13 protein-coding genes are annotated in these 17,690 nt (G+C 67.5%); 8 read left to right on the top strand and 5 right to left on the bottom strand.

Annotated features, from left to right (window positions below):
* Nucleotides 1-402: 402 nt before the first annotated feature.
* The 6 genes from NF876_RS40280 to NF876_RS40255 all read left to right on the top strand — a co-directional run bounded on the left by NF876_RS40280 (nucleotide 403) and on the right by NF876_RS40255 (nucleotide 9,587).
* Nucleotides 403-2,604, top strand: a complete 2,202-nt coding sequence (locus NF876_RS40280) for an alpha,alpha-trehalose-phosphate synthase (UDP-forming) (RefSeq protein ID WP_262273372.1) — start codon at nucleotides 403-405, stop codon at nucleotides 2,602-2,604.
* A 22-nt stretch (nucleotides 2,605-2,626) separates the two neighbouring features.
* Nucleotides 2,627-3,379, top strand: coding sequence for a trehalose-phosphatase (gene otsB, locus NF876_RS40275; protein ID WP_262273371.1), 753 nt, complete (start codon nucleotides 2,627-2,629; stop codon nucleotides 3,377-3,379).
* A 1-nt stretch (nucleotide 3,380) separates the two neighbouring features.
* On the top strand, nucleotides 3,381-5,189 hold the full coding sequence (locus tag NF876_RS40270) for a glycoside hydrolase family 15 protein (protein ID WP_262273370.1): 1,809 nt from the start codon (nucleotides 3,381-3,383) through the stop codon (nucleotides 5,187-5,189).
* Nucleotides 5,190-5,290: 101 nt separating this feature from the next.
* Nucleotides 5,291-6,232: a glucokinase gene (locus NF876_RS40265; protein WP_373696787.1), complete on the top strand. Its 942-nt coding sequence runs from the start codon at nucleotides 5,291-5,293 to the stop codon at nucleotides 6,230-6,232.
* Nucleotides 6,233-6,291: 59 nt separating this feature from the next.
* A complete protein-coding gene (locus NF876_RS40260) occupies nucleotides 6,292-7,407 on the top strand; it encodes a succinylglutamate desuccinylase/aspartoacylase family protein (RefSeq protein ID WP_262273368.1) in 1,116 nt (371 codons plus the stop codon).
* Nucleotides 7,408-8,003: 596 nt separating this feature from the next.
* Nucleotides 8,004-9,587 (top strand): peptide chain release factor 3, encoded by a 1,584-nt coding sequence (locus NF876_RS40255; RefSeq protein ID WP_262273367.1) that lies wholly within the window; start codon nucleotides 8,004-8,006, stop codon nucleotides 9,585-9,587.
* A 180-nt stretch (nucleotides 9,588-9,767) separates the two neighbouring features.
* Here NF876_RS40255 and NF876_RS40250 read toward each other — a convergent pair whose 3' ends face one another.
* From NF876_RS40250 to NF876_RS40230, 5 genes are all read right to left on the bottom strand, one after another.
* Entirely contained in the window at nucleotides 9,768-10,670 is a 903-nt protein-coding gene (locus tag NF876_RS40250) for a sugar kinase (protein ID WP_262273366.1), read from the bottom strand.
* Between the two features lie 187 nt (nucleotides 10,671-10,857).
* The gene (locus NF876_RS40245) at nucleotides 10,858-11,766 is read right to left on the bottom strand and encodes an N-acetylglucosamine kinase (RefSeq protein ID WP_262273365.1); all 909 of its coding nucleotides are present in this window, start codon (nucleotides 11,764-11,766) and stop codon (nucleotides 10,858-10,860) included.
* A 40-nt stretch (nucleotides 11,767-11,806) separates the two neighbouring features.
* On the bottom strand, nucleotides 11,807-12,697 hold the full coding sequence (locus NF876_RS40240) for an N-acetylmuramic acid 6-phosphate etherase (RefSeq protein WP_262273364.1): 891 nt from the start codon (nucleotides 12,695-12,697) through the stop codon (nucleotides 11,807-11,809).
* Between the two features lie 103 nt (nucleotides 12,698-12,800).
* Nucleotides 12,801-13,826, bottom strand: a complete 1,026-nt coding sequence (locus tag NF876_RS40235; RefSeq protein WP_262273363.1) for a serine hydrolase domain-containing protein — start codon at nucleotides 13,824-13,826, stop codon at nucleotides 12,801-12,803.
* 7 nt (nucleotides 13,827-13,833) lie between these two features.
* The gene (locus NF876_RS40230; protein WP_262273362.1) at nucleotides 13,834-14,931 is read right to left on the bottom strand and encodes an anhydro-N-acetylmuramic acid kinase; all 1,098 of its coding nucleotides are present in this window, start codon (nucleotides 14,929-14,931) and stop codon (nucleotides 13,834-13,836) included.
* A gap of 143 nt (nucleotides 14,932-15,074) precedes the next feature.
* Between NF876_RS40230 and NF876_RS40225 the strand changes: the two genes are divergently transcribed.
* Together NF876_RS40225 and NF876_RS40220 are read left to right on the top strand one after the other, a co-directional pair.
* Nucleotides 15,075-16,574 (top strand): ABC transporter substrate-binding protein, encoded by a 1,500-nt coding sequence (locus NF876_RS40225; RefSeq protein WP_262273361.1) that lies wholly within the window; start codon nucleotides 15,075-15,077, stop codon nucleotides 16,572-16,574.
* A gap of 67 nt (nucleotides 16,575-16,641) precedes the next feature.
* Nucleotides 16,642-17,589 (top strand): ABC transporter permease, encoded by a 948-nt coding sequence (locus tag NF876_RS40220; RefSeq protein WP_262273360.1) that lies wholly within the window; start codon nucleotides 16,642-16,644, stop codon nucleotides 17,587-17,589.
* Nucleotides 17,590-17,690: the final 101 nt, after the last annotated feature.

Below are 17,690 nucleotides of genomic sequence, written 5' to 3'. Positions count from 1 at the left end.
TCCATCTCATCGCCGGCATGCAGGCGGAGGTCTTCGTCGAGGTGAACCAGCGCACCCCGTTCGAATATTTCTTCAAGCCGATGCAGGAGCAGATCGCCCGCGCCTTCCGCGAGCACTGATCCCGCCTGTCCTGAGACGCCGACAGACCGCGGCCGGTGCCGACAGCACCGGCCGCGGTTTGCGTTTCAGGCATGGCTCGAGGCCCATCCCGCCTCGCTCAAGCCTGGAAAGTTCCGCCCGGGGGCCCATAACAGGGGCGAAGGCCGCGCTCCCCGGGGCCTTCCATCGAGGTCGAACGCCGACGGCTCGCGCCGCGGCCCGGCCCGGGGCCTCGATGTCGGTGTCGAATCTCTTGAGGAACCAAGCGCTTTGAGGATCATCTTCCGCTTTGGCGGTATCGCAATGCTTGTCGCGGCCATCGTCATCCTGGCCGTGCTGCCCTTTGCGACATCCTTCGTGGAACAATGGTCGCGCCGCGATGTCGAGCTGCGATCCCGCCTCGTGTTCAATTCCGTCCGCGACCAGATCAGCGGGCTGCTCGCCCGGAACGACACGCAGCAGGCCGGCATCCTGTTCGAGCGGATCGCCTCGGACGAGCGGGTTCTCGCCATCGGCTATTGCGACGGGCAGGAGCTGCGCTTCCCCACCAGCAACATGCCGCCGTCCTTCTCCTGCTCCGAGGCGTCCCGATCGGACGCGGAAAGCTTCTCCGTCGTCAGGAATCAGGATCACAACGTCCTGGTCAGCTCGTTCCCGCTGAATGCCGCGAACCGGCCGGGCCACCTCGTGGTCCTGCACGACCTGAGCTATGCCGACCAGCGCGGCGGCGAGGCGAGAAACTACCTCTTCCTCGCTCTGGCCGGTGTCGCCTTCGGGGCCGCAGCCCTCGCGGCCATGATCGCGGCCATCATCATGCGCCGGTGGCTGGCCTCGATCCGTCAGGCTCTCGAGAGCGCCCGGACGGGCAATGCCACTCCGCCCGTGGAGGAGAACATCATTCCCCTGGGCCAGGAGATCCGCGATGTGCTCCAGGAGCTCGAAGCCTCGCGGCGGACCATCGATGCGGCCCATACGGACTGGAGCCCGGAGACCCTGCGGGCCGCCCTGTCCAACGAATTGTCCGGCTCCGAGGTCATCGTGGTGTCCAACCGCGAGCCCTACATCCACAACCGCACCGAGGGCGGCGAGATCTCCCTGCAGATCCCGGCGAGCGGCCTCGTCTCCGCCCTGGAGCCGGTGGTGCGCGCCTGCGGCGGCACCTGGGTGGCCCACGGCAGCGGAACGGCCGACCGGGACACCGTCGACGCCAACGACCGAGTGCCCGTTCCCCCCAATCACCCGTCCTACACCCTGCGCCGCGTCTGGCTCTCGGAGGAGGAGCAGGACGGCTACTATTACGGCGCGGCCAACGAGGGCCTCTGGCCCCTGTGCCACATCGCCTTCGTGCGTCCGATCTTCCGGGAGTCGGACTGGCAGTTCTACCGGTCCGTCAACGAGAAGTTCGCGGAGGCCATCGTGGCCGAGGCCAAGCGCGAGGACCCGATCATCCTCGTGCAGGACTATCATTTCGCCCTCCTGCCGCGCATGATCCGCGACCGGCTGCCCCGGGCGACCATCGTGACCTTCTGGCACATTCCGTGGCCGAATGCGGAAACATTCGGCATCTGTCCCTGGCGCGAGGAGATCATCGACGGTCTGCTGGGCTCGTCGATCCTCGGCTTCCACACCCAGGCGCATTGCAACAATTTCCTGGATGCGGTCGATTCCTACGTGGAGAGCCGCATCGACCGGGAGAAGGACTCGGTGTTCTTCGGCGGCGAGGAGACGCTGATCCGGCCTTATCCGATCTCCATCGAATGGCCTCCCACCGCCATGGAGGGGCAGAAGCCCGTGGAGGAATGCCGCAGGATCGTGCGCGAGCGTCTGGGACTGTCCCCGGACATGCGCATCGGCGTCGGCATCGAGCGCTTCGACTACACGAAGGGCATCATCGACCGCATGCAGGCCATCGACGCGCTCCTGACCGAACATCCGGAATGGCACGGAAATTTTGCTTTCGTTCAGGTGGCGGCGCCTACCAGGAGCAAGCTGTCCAATTACCGCCAACTCCAGGAAGAGGCCGAAGCCTTGGCGCGCGAGATCAATGAGAAGCACGGCCGCGGCGATGACGAGCCGATCAAGCTCCTCATCCGCCATCACGAGCCCGACCAGGTCTTCGAGCTCTTCAGGGCGGCGGATCTGTGCATCGTGTCGAGCCTGCACGACGGCATGAACCTCGTGGCCAAGGAATTCGTGGCCGCCCGGGACGATGAGCAGGGCGTGCTGATCCTGTCGGCTTTCGCCGGCGCGTCCCGCGAATTGTCCGAGGCGCTGATCGTGAATCCCTACAATGCCCACGCCATGGGCGAGGCCATCAATCGCGCGCTCACCATGCCGCAGCCCGAGCAGCGCGAGCGGATGCGGCTGATGCGCGATCAGGTCAAGGAGCGCAACGTCTATCGCTGGGCGGGCCAGATGCTGCTGGCCGCCTCCCGCCTGCGCAAGCAGCAGCGGATCCGGCGACTGATCGCGAAGGGACGGAGGCTTGCGCCGGCCAATGCGTGAGGCTCCTGCAGGACAAGGCCCGATGCCCGACACGAACGAGCGTTACGCCCTCTTTCTCGATTTCGACGGAACGCTGGTGGACATCGTCGAGCGTCCGGACGCGGTCCGGGTGGACCCGGCTCTTCCCCCGGTTCTGACGCGCCTTCAGGAGCGGCTCGGCGGCGCGCTCGCCATCATCAGCGGCCGTCCCGTCGCGTTCCTCGACGGACGCTTCGTGCCCCATGCCTTCGACATGGCCGGCCTTCACGGGCTCGAGCATCGGATCGCCGGGAAACTGTCCATGTGCGATCCGGACGAGCACCCGGCCCTGCGCGCGGCGGTCGAGCGCCTGCGCGCGATCGTGTCGGGCAAGGAGGGCGTGCTCATCGAGGACAAGGGCTGCTCGGTCGCGGTTCACTGGCGCCTGGCCCCGCACGAGAAGGATTTCGCTCTCGCCACCGCCCACGCGGCCGTCGAGGCGCTGGGCGCGGATTACCGTGTTCAACACGGGAAAGCTGTGGCAGAAATCCTTCCCTCGGCGGCCGGGAAGGGCAAGGTGATCGAGCGATTCCTCCAGGAGGCCCCCTACAGGGGGCGGCGTCCGGTCTTCGTCGGCGACGACCTGACCGACGAGAACGGGTTCAAGGCCGTGAATGCGCATGGCGGCCTGTCCGTGCGCATCGGCGCGGGAGATACCATTGCCAAGGTTCGTCTTGGAACGCCTGCGGATCTGCGACATTGCCTGTCCACGTGGGCTTTCGAAGGAACCCTGCCTTTCAAAGGGGATGATTGCTGACATGAGTTCGCTTGATCTTGCCGTTATCGGCAACTGCACGATCTCGGCCCTGGTGGACCGCCGTGCCCAGATCGTCTGGAGCTGCTTTCCTCGCTTCGACGGCGACCCGGTCTTCTCCGCGCTGCTCGACAGCCCCGAGGGCCAGACCGATGCGGAGCAGAAGGGCGTCTTCGCCATCGACATGGTCGGCATGGTGTCCTGCGAGCAGACCTATCTCGAGAACACGGCGGTTCTCGTGTCGCGGATGACCGATTCCTTCGGCAACATCCTCGAGGTCACGGATTTCGCCCCGCGCTTCAAGCACTACGACCGCACCTTCCGGCCGCCGATGCTCATCCGCCGGGTCTATCCGGTGAAGGGCCGCCCGCGCATCCGGGTGCGGCTGCGCCCCCATTACGACTGGGGCAGCTGCCCGCCGAACCTGACCCGCGGCAGCAACCATCTGCGCTTCGTCGGGCCGGCCTATTCCCTGCGGCTCACCACCGACGCCTCCGTGTCCTACGTGCAGGACGAGCGCCCCTTCGTGGTGGACCGGCCCCTGTCGTTCTTCTTCGGGGAGGACGAGCCTCTGCGGTCCGAGACGGATTCCACCGCCCGCGCGTTCCTCGACAGCACGGTGGATTTCTGGCGCGACTGGGTGCGCTCGCTCTCGATTCCGTTCGACTGGCAGGAGGCGGTGATCCGCGCGGCGATCACGCTCAAGCTGTGCAATTACGAGGAGACGGGCGCCATCGTGGCGGCGCTCACCACCTCGGTGCCGGAAGCCCCGCACACCAAGCGCAACTGGGATTACCGCTATTGCTGGCTGCGGGACGCCTATTTCGTCATCCAGGCACTCAACCGGCTCGGCACCACCAAGACGATGGAGGAATACCTCACCTACATCACCAACATCGTCGACGACATGGAGGCCATCCCCGACCAGAAGGACATGCCGCCGCTCTTCAGCATCACGCGCTCGCCGGATCTGGAGGAGCGCGAGGCGACGGCGCTCGCCGGCTATCGCGGCATGGGGCCCGTGCGGGTCGGCAACGCGGCCTATACGCAGATCCAGAACGATGCCTATGGCAGCATCGTCCTGGCGTCCGTCCATGCGTTCCTGGACAAGCGCCTGATCCGCACCGGCAACCGGGCCCTGTTCTCCCATCTGGAGAAGCTGGGACAGCGCGCCATCGAGGTTTTCGACCAGCCCGATGCCGGCCCGTGGGAGCTGCGCACCAAGGCGGCCGTGCACACGTTTCCGAGCGTGATGTGCTGGGCGGCCTGCGACCGCCTCATCAAGATCGCCGAGGCCATGGGCCGCGAGGACCGGGCTGCGTTCTGGCGCGAGAACGCCGACCATATGCACCGGGTGATCAACGAGCGCGCCTACAATCCGGAGAAGGGAACCTTCGTGTCGTCCTTCGACGGCGAGGATCTCGACGCGACGCTCCTGCTGCTCGCCGAACTCGATTTCGTGAAGCCGGACGATCCGCGCTTCATCGCCACCGTGGAGGCCGTGGGCTCGAAGCTGCGGCGCGGCGATCTTCTGCTGCGTTATGATGTGGAAGACGATTTCGGCCTCATGCATACCGCTTTCATGATCTGCGGCTTCTGGTACGTGGATGCCCTGAACGTCATCGGGCGCAAGGACGAGGCGAAGGAACTGTTCGAGCACATCCTGAGTTTGCGCAATTCATTCGGACTCTTCTCCGAGGATGCGGACTTCACGACCGGAGAGCTGTGGGGCAACTTCCCCCAGACCTATTCCATGGTCGGTCTCATCAACTCCGCGGTTCGCCTGAGCCGGAGCTGGGAGGAGGCGTTCTGATCATCGGGATCGGGCGCGTGACGCGGAAAGGACGATAGGTTTCGATGTTCGCATTTCCTGTTCTGCTCGGGGATATCGGCGGAACCAACGCCCGCTTCGCCATGCTGCCCGCGCCGGGTGCCGCCGTTCGGCTGCTGCCCAGGACCCTGACGGCACAGACGCCGGACCCCGTGGGGGCGATCCGGATCGCGCTCGAAGCCTATGACGGGCCGGCGCCCCGCTCCGCCATCATCGCGGTGGCGACGCGGGTGGACGCGCCCGCGATCCGCCTTACCAACGCCCATTGGGTGATCGACGCGAAGGCCATCGGGCAGGCCCTCGACCTTGAGCGCGTGACCCTGGTCAACGACTACACGCCCGTCGCCGCCTCGGTGACGGTGCTCGACGAGACCAAGGGCGATCTCGCGCCGATCGGCAGCTTCCCGGCGGCGAAGCCCGGGGCGCGCGTCGTGCTCGGGCCCGGAACCGGCCTGGGCGCCGGGGCGCTCATTCCCGTGGAGGACCGCCTGGCGATCCTCGCCACCGAAGCGGGCCACATGGAGTTCGGCCCGACGAACGACGAGGAGACCGCCATCTGGCCGCATCTGGAGCGGGTCGGCGGACGGGTCTCCGGAGAGGTCGTGCTGTCCGGTCCCGGCCTGTTCCGCATCGCCAGGGCGCTCGCGGCCCATCGCGGCGTCGATTGCCCCTTCAGGATCCCCAACGACGTCCTGGCGGCGGCCCGCGAGGGGGATGCGCTCGCAAACGATGCGCTGTCGCATTTCGCGCGCTTCCTCGGGCGCTTCGCGGGCGACCTGGCGCTGACCTTCGAATCCTCCGGCGGCGTCTTCATCGCAGGCGGCATCGCGCCCCGCATGGTCGACATCCTCCAAGCCGGCGACTTCCGCGAGGCCTTCGACCGCAAGGCGCCGCACGACGGCTGGGCCCGGAAGGTGCCCGTCTACGCCATCGTCAATCCGGAGCCTGCCCTGGAGGGGCTGGCCGCCATCGTGTCGAATCCGCAGCGTTTCGTCTTCCAATCGCAGGGGTGGCAGGCTACCTGACGGGGTCAACCCGACCTATGGGGCCGCGTCGCCCCGTGGCCTCCACCGATTGTCGAGTCATGAGAACAGAACAGATTGCCCTGTCCCCCCTGGCGCCCGGAGCCGACCTGTCGCTGACGGTCCAGCGCTTCGGCTCCGCGGGCGCCCGCCCCCGCGTCTATGTCCAGGCGTCGCTCCATGCAGACGAGATCCCCGGCATGATCGCCGCCCATCACCTGCGCGAGCGCCTCGGCGCGCTCGAGGCCGAGGGCCGGATCAGGGGCGAGATCATCCTGGTGCCCTCCGCCAATCCCATCGGCCTCGCCCAGCGGGTGATGGGCGACCATATCGGCCGCTTCCACCTGGCCGACGGGGTCAACTTCAACCGCGGCTATCCTCACCTCGTGCCCAAGGTGGCCGAGCGGGTCGAGGGCAGGCTCACCCAGGACGGGGAGGCGAATGTCCGCGTGATCCGGGAGGCCCTGCGGGCCGAACTCGAAGCCTGGCTTCCGTCGAACGCCGCCGAGGTCATGAAGAAGGCCCTGCTGGGGCTCGCCCAGGAAGCCGACATCGTCCTCGACCTGCACTGCGATTCGGAAGCGGTGGTGCATCTCTACACCCATGGCCGCTCGGCGGAGGAGTTCGCCCCCCTCTCGGCGCTGCTCGGCGCCCACGCCTATCTCATTGCCGACGTGTCGGGCGACGAGCCCTTCGACGAGGCCTGCAGCCGGCCCTGGGCGGAACTGGCCGAGCGCTTCCCCGATCATCCCGTTCCCTTCGCCTGCCACTCGACGACCCTCGAGTTCCGGGGCGAGCGGGACGTGACCCACGAGACGGGCCGGGCCGATGCGGCCGCGATGATCGATTACCTGACCCTGCGCGGCGTCGTTGCCGGCGAGGCTCCCGCTGTGCCCGAGGCGCTCTGCCGGGCGACGCCGCTCGCCGCCTCCGAGCCCGTCCAGGCTCCGGCCACCGGCATTCTGGTGTTCCGGACCGAGGTCGGCACGAGCGTGAAGGAGGGCGAGGTGATCGGCGAGGTGATCGATCCGCTCACCGGCGCCATGACCCTGGTCAGGTCTCCGACCGACGGGGTGATGTTCGCCCGGATCGCCGTGCGCTTCGTGACCCGGGGCATGCGGCTCGCCAAGGTGGCCGGCACGGAGGCGAAGCGCACGGGCAAGCTTCTCGGGGCTTAGAGCATCGTGCGGAAAAGTGGATCCGGTTTTCCGCCCCGAACGATGCGCCAGCCAAGAGTGGAGCATCGGATCCGATCCCAAAAGTGGGTCCACTTTTCACGTCCGATGCTCTAGACGTCCGGTCGAGACTCGACCCTTTCGTCATCACCGGCCTTGTACCGGTGATCCCGATCGGAAAGGCGCGGCGCTTCGTTCCATCGGGATGGCCGGGACAAGCCCGGCCATGACAGGAGGGGGATGCCGGCGCGCACGCCGATAAGCCACCTCCGGGCGCAAAAAGAAAGGCCGCCCCGAGAGGCGGCCTTTCCATTGTCGGTTCCACGGCCCGTGAGAGCCGCACCTGCGCATCGCTCGATGCGGAAAACCGGATTCCACTTTTCCGCGCGATGCCTCGTGCGTTACGCACTGATCTCGGCAGAGGCCAAGATCCAGGTCACGGCAACCGGGGACCGTAGGGTATGACAATGAGACACTGGATCACCTCCTTTCGCTGTTGACGGGAAACCCCCATATGGGGTGAGAAGAGCCCAGCGAAAGGGCAGGGCGCTGCGGCGTTCTGTCCCCCACCGTCGTTCCCTGAGAATTTTGTAAGAGCCATGACCGATCTTCCGGCCCCCGTGGGCCGCCGCCGCACCTTTGCGATCATCTCCCACCCGGACGCGGGCAAGACCACCCTGACCGAAAAGCTCCTGCTGTTCGGCGGCGCGATCCAGCTCGCCGGCGAGGTGAAGGCCAAGAAGAACCGCGTCTCGACCCGGTCCGACTGGATGGGCATCGAGAAGGAGCGCGGCATCTCGGTGGTGACCTCGGTCATGACCTTCGAATACGGCGGCTGCGTCTTCAACCTGCTCGACACGCCGGGCCACGAGGACTTCTCGGAGGACACCTACCGGACCCTGACGGCCGTCGATTCCGCCATCATGGTGATCGACGCGGCCAAGGGCATCGAGGCGCGCACCCGCAAGCTCTTCGAGGTCTGCCGGATGCGCGACATCCCGATCGTGACCTTCATCAACAAGATGGACCGCGAGGCGCGCAACCCCTTCGACCTGCTCGACGAGATCGAGAAGACGCTCGCGCTCGACACCTCGCCGGTCACCTGGCCGATCAGCCAGGGCCGGAGCTTCGCCGGCACCTTCGACCTGCACCGCAACATGGTCCGGCGCATCGACACGGACGAGGAGCCGACCGCCGTGTCCGGTCCGGACGATCCGAAGCTCGTGAGCCTGCTGCCGCCGGAGGAAGCCGATGCGTGGCAGGAAGAGGTGATGCTGGCCCAGGAGGCGTGCAAGCCCTTCGACCTGCAGGCCTTCCGCGAGGGCCATCTGACGCCCGTGTTCTTCGGCTCCGCCTTGCGCAATTTCGGCGTGCGCGACCTGATCGACGCGCTGGCGGCTTACGCGCCGCCGCCCCGCGGCCAGGAGGCCGACAAGCGCCTCGTGGAGGCGGGCGAAGGCCGCATGACCGGCTTCGTGTTCAAGATCCAGGCCAACATGGATCCCAACCACCGCGACCGCATCGCCTTCATGCGCATCTGCTCGGGCAAGCTCCAGCGCGGCATGAAGGCGAAGCTCGTGCGCACGGGCAAGCCCATGAGCCTGAACTCGCCGCAATTCTTCTTCGCCCAGGACCGCGCCATCGCGGACGAGGCCTGGGCGGGCGACGTGGTCGGCATCCCGAACCACGGGACCCTGCGCATCGGCGACACGCTGACCGAGGGCGAGGATATCGTCTTCCGCGGCGTGCCGAGCTTCGCGCCGGAAATCCTGCGCCGCATCAAGCTGCAGGACGCCATGAAGGCGAAGAAGCTGCGCGAGGCGCTGCAGCAGATGGCGGAAGAAGGCGTGGTGCAGCTCTTCGTGCCGCAGGACGGCTCGGGCGCCATCGTGGGCGTGGTCGGCGCGCTCCAGCTCGACGTGCTGAAGGAGCGCCTGGGGGCCGAATACGGCCTGCCGATCGACTACGAGCCGACGCGCTTCTCCATCTGCCGCTGGATCACGGCGGACGACCCGAAGGAGCTCGACAAGTTCATCGACAGCCATCTCTCGTCGATGGCGCGGGACCTCGACGACGCGCCGGTCTTCATGGCGCCGAACATGTTCAACCTCCAGTACGAGGTCGACCGCTACAAGGCGATCCAGTTCTCGGACGTGAAGGACTATCAGAAAAAGGCGGCCTGAGAGGCGACCCCTCGCCGCCGTCCCCGCCCGCGCGGGATCACACCCTCCTCGTCATGGCCGGCCCCGTGCCGGCCATCCCGATTGCCCGAAACGCGGCGCTTCTCATCATCGAGGTCACCATCGAGGTCACCGGCACGAGCCCGGCGATGGCCGGGGTGCGGTGAGCAAGGACCGGGTGGCTTACGCCGCCAGCTTGCGCTCGGCGTAAAGCTCCTGCACCTGCGCGATGTCCTGGATGGACGGCAGGCTCGCCTCGTTGCCCAGATGCTGGATCGCATGGGCCGAGGCCGCGCGGGCGAAGATGAAATGCTCGCGCCAGGGCAGGTCGGGACGGGCCATGGCGGAATACACGTAGGCGCCGTGGAAGATGTCGCCGGCCCCGTTGGTGTCCACCACCTTGTCGCCCGGCACGTTGAGCGCCGGAAGGACGCTCTCCTGGCCGGTCTCGTCGTACCAGACGAGGCCGCGCTCGCCCAGGGTCACGCCGCCGATCCGGCAGCCGCGGCCCTTCAGGTATTCCAGCATGCCGGAGGGGCTCAGGTCCATCTGCTCGCAGAGGCGCTCGGCCACGATGGCCACATCGATGAATTCCAGGAGCTCGTGGGTGTTGGAGCGCAGGCCGCCACCGTCGAGGGAGGTGAGGATGCCGGATTCGCGGCAGATCTTGGCATAGTGCATGGCCGCGTCGGCCTGGTGGCCGTCGAGATGCAGGGCCTTGCAGCCCTGGAGGTTGAGCGGCGGCACCGGATGCAGGTAATGGTCGTCGCGGCAGCGCACGATGGCGCGCTTGCCGCCCCGCGGCATGATGAAGGACAGGGATGATTCGTGGACCTTCCGGTGGTGGACCGAGATGCCGTATTTCGCCGCCATGTCGATGAACATGCGGCCGAGCCAGTCGTCGGCGATCGAGGTCAGGAGATCGGGCGGCAGCCCGAGCTTGGCGCAGGCGAAGGCGGCCGTGACCGCGTTGCCGCCGAACGAGATCGCGTAATCCCTCGCCACGGTCTTCTCGTCGCCGGTCGGAAGCTCGTCCGCCAGGAAGGTCACGTCGATATAGGTCTGGCCCACGAAGAGAGCATGCATCGGAGATAGGTCTTGGATCTGATTTCGCCGCTGAAGTCTTGGACGAGCGGGGCCGATTAGGCAAGCTCTTCCGGGGCAGCGACGGGGCCGGTCAGGCTTGAGGCTCGCCCCTTCCTTGTCATCACCGGCACAAGGCCGGTGATGACAAGAAGGAAAAGCAGGGGTCGAAAGCCGTTGCGAGGAACCGTCACGCCCGGTTGAGCGTGGCCGCGAGCCGGGCCGCGGTGAGCGCCGCGTCGAGATCGGTCGCGATGAACTCGACGGGTGCCACCAGCTTCTTCCGGAAGGCCGCGGCCAGGACGGGGTGGAGCCGGGCGGAGCCGCCCACCAGGGCCACGGGCCGCGGGCCGAGGCGCTTGATGAGGGCGTTGGCGAGGCGGGCCAGTTCCTCGCCCGCTTCCCGCAGGATGTCGAGCGCGGTGCCGTCGCCGGCCTGGGCGGCCTCGCCCACGGCGCGGGCCAGGGAGCCGATCTTGCCGCGGTCGCCGCCATAGACGAAGGAGCGCACGATGTTCCAGTCCGTGCCGCCCAGCGCCCTGGAGAGAGCGGCGCCGAGCGCGGTCGTCCAGCCGGAGCCGGGGTTTTCCTCCTCGGCGCGCAGGACGGCTTTCAGAGCCTCGCGGGCGATCCAGAAGCCGGAGCCGCCGTCGTCGATCAGGTTGCCGCGCCCGCCGACCCGGATGACCTCCTTGTCCTCGGACAGGTAATAGCCGATCGAGCCGGTGCCGCTATAGACCAGGATGCCTTCGCCGAGCGCGAAATAGGACAGGTAGGCGATCCACATGTCCTCGGCGACGAAGACCCGGTCGGAGGTGAGCTCGAAGGTTTCCGCGAACAGGGCCCGCATGGTCGCCTCCGCGGGCGTGTCGCGGGTGAGTCCCGTGATGCCCGCGATGATGCCGAGCGGCCGGCCCTGCGTCATCACGGCCTGGGCCATGTCGAGGACGATCTGCCGGGCGCGCTCCTCGGCGGCGGCGGAGAAGAGGTGGCCGGTCAGGGGAGCGACGGAGCCCTGGGCCACGCAGCGGCCGTTCGCATCCGCCAGCCGCCAGCGCGTGGCGGTGCCGCCCGCGTCGATGCCAAGCCCCAGCCCCATGAATCGTCGCCTTCTTCAGACCCTTGCCCGGATGACTTTGTTACGGCGTCTTGGAGAAGTCCGCCAGGGCTTTGCGCAGATTGCCACCGTGTCGCTCGAGCGCAGTGCGCGCCTCCGCGACGCCCGCGCCCAGGGCGATGAGGACCGCCGTCTTCAGGTCGCCGTCCGCCTGCCGGATCGCCTCGACGGCCGTGGCGTCGTCGCAATCGGTGATCTGCGAGACCATGATCTCGCTGCGGCGGCGCAGCTTGGCGTTCGTGGCGCGCATGTTCACCATGAGGCCGCGATAGACCCGGTCGAGCCGCACCATGATCAGGGTCGAGAGCAGGTTGAGGATGATCTTCTGGGCCGTGCCGGCTTTCATGCGGGTGGATCCCGCGATCACCTCCTCGCCCGTATCGGCGAGGATCGGGTGGGAGCAGGCCGTGAGGATCGGCGTGTCCGGATTGTTGGAGATGCCGATGGTCTGCGCCCCGCGGGAGGCCGCTTCCTTCAGGGCCGCGATGGTGAAGGGCGTCCGGCCGCTCGCCGCCACGCCGATCACCACGTCGTCCGGACCGATATCGTTGCCGCGGATCCCGGCAATGCCTTCTTCGATCGAATCCTCGGCGTTCTCGACCGCCTGCATGATGGCGCCCGTGCCGCCGGCGATCAGGTAGACCACCCGGTCGTCGGGCCAGTTGAAGGTCGGTGGCAGTTCCGTCCCGTCCTGGACGCCGATGCGGCCCGAGGTGCCGGCCCCGGCATAGACGAGGCGCCCCCCGCGACGCAGGCGCTTGACCGCCTCCTCGGCGGCTGCCGCGATCGCCGGCAGGGAGGGTCGGACGGCGGCCACCGCCGAGAGCTGGCCCTCGTAGAAGGCCGCAAGGATGTCGAGGCTCGGCCAGGTGTCGAGATCCTGGAAGCGGGTACTGAAATGTTCTGTCGCCATTCTGCCAACTTTCTTCCAGACCAGTATAGGACCAGTTGATGGCCGCAACAATGGTCCGCAGAGGGATCAGGCAAGGGAGGCGGTCAAGATTCTGTCGGCATCCTTAAAGCGGCTCCCGTCGGTCGAACAACGCGATCACCTGCTCGCCCGTTGCACGGCGCAGGCCGAGGATGCCGCTGTCCTTGTGCCGGCTCGGATGGACCCGGTTGGTGAGCAGCGACCAGGCGAGGCCGCGCCTGAAATCGAGCCAGAGGCCGGTGCCGGTGAAACCCGTGTGGCCGATGGTGTCGGGCGAGCAGGCATCGCCCCCGTGCCAGCCGGGATGGAAGCCCTCCCACCCGACCGTTCGCTTCTCCGATTCGCGGGTGCGGATCGCCGCCATGGAGGAGGGCGAGAGGCCGGAGCCGGCGAGAAGCCCATGGGCGAAGTCGAGCACGCCGTCGATGGTGCCGAACAGCCCGGCATGGCCCGAGGCGCCGCCGAGCGCGAAGGCATTCTCGTCGTGCACCTCGCCGCGGACGACGCGCCCGCGCCAGGTGTCCCGCTCCGTCGCCGCGCAGAGCGCCGGATCGGGCCGGAACGAGAATCGTTCGGGCAGGGGCTGGTCGATGAGCGCCCGGCCGGTGATGCGCTCGATGGCGATGCCGAGCAGCATGAAGTTGATGTCGGAGTAGACCGGCGGTCCGGGCTGCCAGACGCGCTGCAGGATGAAGGCCCGCAGGGTGCCGGGATCCTGGCCGTAGGTGTAGAGCGGCTCGACGGCCGGCAGATGCGTCTGGTGCGCCAGGCATTGCCGGAAAGTCAGGCGCCGCTCGGCGGCGTTCATGTCGTACTGGCGCAGATCCGGAATGACCGTCACGAGGGGATCGTCCAGGGCGATCCTGCCGGCCTCGACCAGTTGCAGGGTCCGCGTCGTGGTGAAGATCACCTTGGTGAGCGAGGCGAGGTCGAACCACGTTTCGCGGGAAAGGCTCTCGCGCTCCGGCTCGATCTGCGCATGGCCGGCCCATCGCACGGCGCGTTCGCCGCCGGTCGTGACGAGGCCGAGCACGGCCCCGGGAATGCTGCCGTTCTGGACGGACGCGGCGGCAGGCGCGAAGGCCCGGTCGATCATCGTGTCGAGCGCCATGGCAGGATCACGCGGCCCGGTGCAGTTCGCCGCCGGGCATGGGATGCGGCACGCCCGTCGTGGTGGGAAGGCTTAAGGGAAGGCCCAGCGTGGAGCGCACCGCGAGATAGCCGAAGGCCTGCGCTTCGAGGAAATCCCCGTCCCAGCCGACGCTCTCGACCGGATCGACGGCAACGCGGAGTTCCGCGGCGAGGCGCTTCATGAAATGCGCGTTGCACCGCCCGCCGCCAGTGACGAGCCAGCGTTGCGGCGCACGCGGAACGTGGCGCAGGGACGCGACGACGGATTGAATCGTGAACTCCGCGAGCGTCGCGGCGCCGTCCGCGTCGGACAGGGTCTCCACACCCTTGGCGCGGGCATGGAAATCCTGGCGGTCGAGGGATTTCGGGGCCGGGCGGTCGAAGAAAGGATTTCCCATGAAGGCCGCCACGAGGGCCGCATCCGCCCGGCCGGAGGCCGCGAGCTGTCCGTTCTCGTCGAAGCTCAGGCCGCGCCGGCGCAGGACGAAATCGTCGAGCAGCGCGCTCGCCGGGCCCGTGTCGAAGGCGATCACCGTGTCGCCGTCGATATAGGTGACGTTCCCGACGCCGCCGAGGTTGAGGATCATGACCGGCTGGGGGAGCCTGTTCGCCAGGGCGCGGTGATAGAGCGGCACGAAGGGCGCGCCTTCGCCGCCCGAGGCCACGTCCGCGTGGCGGAAGCGGTCAATGGTGTCGATGCCGAGCCGCGACGCCACCCTGTCGCCCAGGCCGAGCTGGCGCGTGAAGCGCACCTCCGGCCGGTGATAGACCGTCTGGCCATGGAAGCCGATCAGGCTCACGTCGCCGGCGGGAATCCCGGTCTCCGCCATGAAGCGCCGGATCGCCGCGATATGGGCGTCCGTCACCGCCTGTTCGAGATCGTCCAGCGGCTCGCTCTGGGCCCGCGCCGGCTCGGCGATCAGGGACTGGAGGGTTCGCCGCAGGTCGTCCGGGTAGGAGAAGGTCCGCCCCGGGCCCGGTCTCACGGCCGCATCGCCGTCGGTCTCCACGACCGAGACGTCGATGCCGTCCATGGACGTACCGCTGATCACGCCGATGGCTTTGACGATGGGGCGCTGCGACATGGACGGCTCCGAAGCTGGTCTGGTTGTGCGGCGAACCATAGCACAGGCGCTGAACTGGTCCAGAGTGGTATGAGATTGGACCATGACAGGGTGCCGCCGATGGCCTATAAATCCCTGCGGCTTCCAAGGGAGACAGAACGACAATGGTCACGTCAGCACTGCGCACCGCTCTGGGTGCAGGTTTCATGGTGGCGGCGATCGCTTCCGCCTCGGCTCAGGTCTTCGAGATCGGGGTGGACAACGGCCCCACGGGGCTCGACCCGCATCTCATCACCGCCTTCCCGAGCTTCATGGTGGTGAACGGCACCATCTACGAGGGCCTGACCGCCATCGACAAGGACCTGAAGATCGTCCCCGGCCTCGCGGCATCCTGGACCGTCGCGCCGGACGGCAAGACCTATACCTTCAAGCTGCGCCCGGGCGTGACATTCCATGACGGCTCGGCCATGGAAGCCGAGGACGTGGCGTCCACGATCAAGCGCGTGCTGAGCAAGGACATCGCGTCGCCCCTGGCGAGCCGCCTGTCGGCCGTCGAGAGCGCCAGCGCGGTCGACGCCGCGACCGTGGAGCTGAAGCTCAAGGAACCGTCCGCCGCGCTCCTGAGTTCGCTCGCCACCATCGCCATCGTGCCGAGCGCCATGGAGGCGAACAAGGACGCCCTGCAGAAGGCGCCCGTCGGCACCGGCCCGTACAAGTTCCAGGAATGGCAGCCCAACGGTTTCATTCTCCTGACCAAGAACGAGGCCTATTGGGACAAGGGCCTGCCGAAGCTCGCAGGCCTCAAGTTCAACATCGTGCCCGAATCGGCCACCCGTCAGGTCGGACTGAGCAACGGGCAATACGCGCTTCTGCCCAACATCGACGCGGCGACCGCGCTGCAGCTCAAGGGCAAGCCGAACGTGAAGCTCTCCGAGACCATGGATCTCGCCTACACGCTCGTCGGCATGAACGTGTCGAAGCCGCCCTTCGACAACCCGAAGGTGCGCGAGGCGGTCAACTACGCCATCAACCGCCAGGAGATCGTGGACGCGGCCCTGTTCGGCGCCGGCGTTCCCGGCGGTCCCCTGTCGCCCGCGCTCAAATCCTGGGCGGTCGATGTGAACCAGTTCGCCTGCTACAAGCCCGATCCCGCCAAGGCGCAGGCGCTCCTGAAGGAGGCGGGCGTCGCCACGCCGGTCGCCGTCACCATGAAGGTCCTGCCGCGCCAGGACGTCAAGGACATCGCCCAGGTGGTGCAGGAGCAGCTGAACAAGGCCGGCTTCAAGGTCGAGCTGGTCAATCAGGAACAGGGCCAGTTCATCCAGGATTGGCGCAACAGCAACTTCGACCTGTTCGCCTCGATCAATGCCGGTCAGCCGGATCCGGACGATTACTTCTACCGCACCTTCCGCACGGGTGGCTCGACCAACGTGTTCAAATACTCGGACGCGGAGATCGACGGGCTGCTCGACCAGGCCCGCACCCAGCAGGATCAGGCGGCGCGCAAAGCGGCCTACGACAAGGTGCAGCAGAAGCTCGCCTGCTCGGGCCCGGTGGCGCACCTGACCTACGGAACCCTGTTCTCGGCCATGAACGGCAAGCTCCAGGGCTTCGAAACGATGCCGAACCGTTCGCTCATGATGCTGCGCAACGCATCCTACTGACCATCACCCGTCATCCTGGCGCCGCGCGGGCGGCGCCGGGAGCGTTTTCCTCGAAGAGCCCGTCCGCATGAACCGCGTCCTGCTCGCACGTCTCGTCGACCTCGTCATCGTCCTCTTCGGCGTGTCGGTCATCGTGTTCCTGATGATCCGGATGATCCCCGGCGACGCGGTCGCGATCATGCTCGGGGCGAACACCGAGATCACGCCCGAGCGCATGGCGGAGCTCAACCGCCGCGTCGGCCTCGACCGTCCCATCGTCGAGCAATATCTGATCTGGGCCGGCTCGGCCCTGCGCGGCGATTTCGGCACCTCCCTGTGGACCGGGCGGCCGGTCTCGACCGAGATCCTGCTGCATCTGTGGCCGACCCTCGAGCTCACCTTCCTGTCCCTCGTCATCGGCGCGGTGCTGGCCGTGCCGGTCGGGTGCCTGATGGCGCAGACCCGCGGCGGCGCGGCCGATGTCGCCATGCGCGTCACCGCCATCGCCGGCCTGACGATCCCGTCCTTCTGGCTCGGGATCGTGCTGATCCTGCTTCTCTCAACCTGGGCGCCGGGCTTCGCGTCGCTGGGCTATGTGCCCTTCTCGGAGGATCCCGTCGGCAATCTCCAGCGCATGGTGCTGCCGGCCTTCGCGCTCGCCCTGCCGATCCTCGCCAATCTCTCGCGCCTCGTGCGCTCGGCCATGCTCGACGCGCTCGGGCAGGATTATGTCCGCACGGCCCGGGCCAAGGGCCTGCCGGAGCGGCGCGTCGTCTACAAGCACGCCCTGCGCAACGCCCTGATCCCGTTTCTCACCAGCGTCGGCATCATGACCGGATACCTGCTCGGCGGCGCCATCGTGGTCGAACAGGTCTTCGCCATTCCGGGCCTCGGCCGCCTGATCCTGGGCGCCATCGCCGAGCGCAACTATCCGCTGATCCAGGCCACGATCCTCGTGGTGACGGCGGGCTTCGTCCTGGTGAACTTCCTGGTCGATTTCCTCTACATCGTCGTCGATCCCCGCGTGAGGGCCTGATCCGTGTCGCGTCTGGCCAAGAACAAGCTTCTCGCCTTCGCGGTCGCCCTGGTGGCGATCCAGCTCGTCCTCGCCCTCGGGGCGCCGCTCTTCGCGCCTTA

It is taken from the genome of Microvirga yunnanensis, assembly GCF_025460875.1.
The sequence above is the reverse complement of the archived record's forward strand: the minus strand, read 5'-3'. Positions and strand labels throughout refer to the sequence as shown.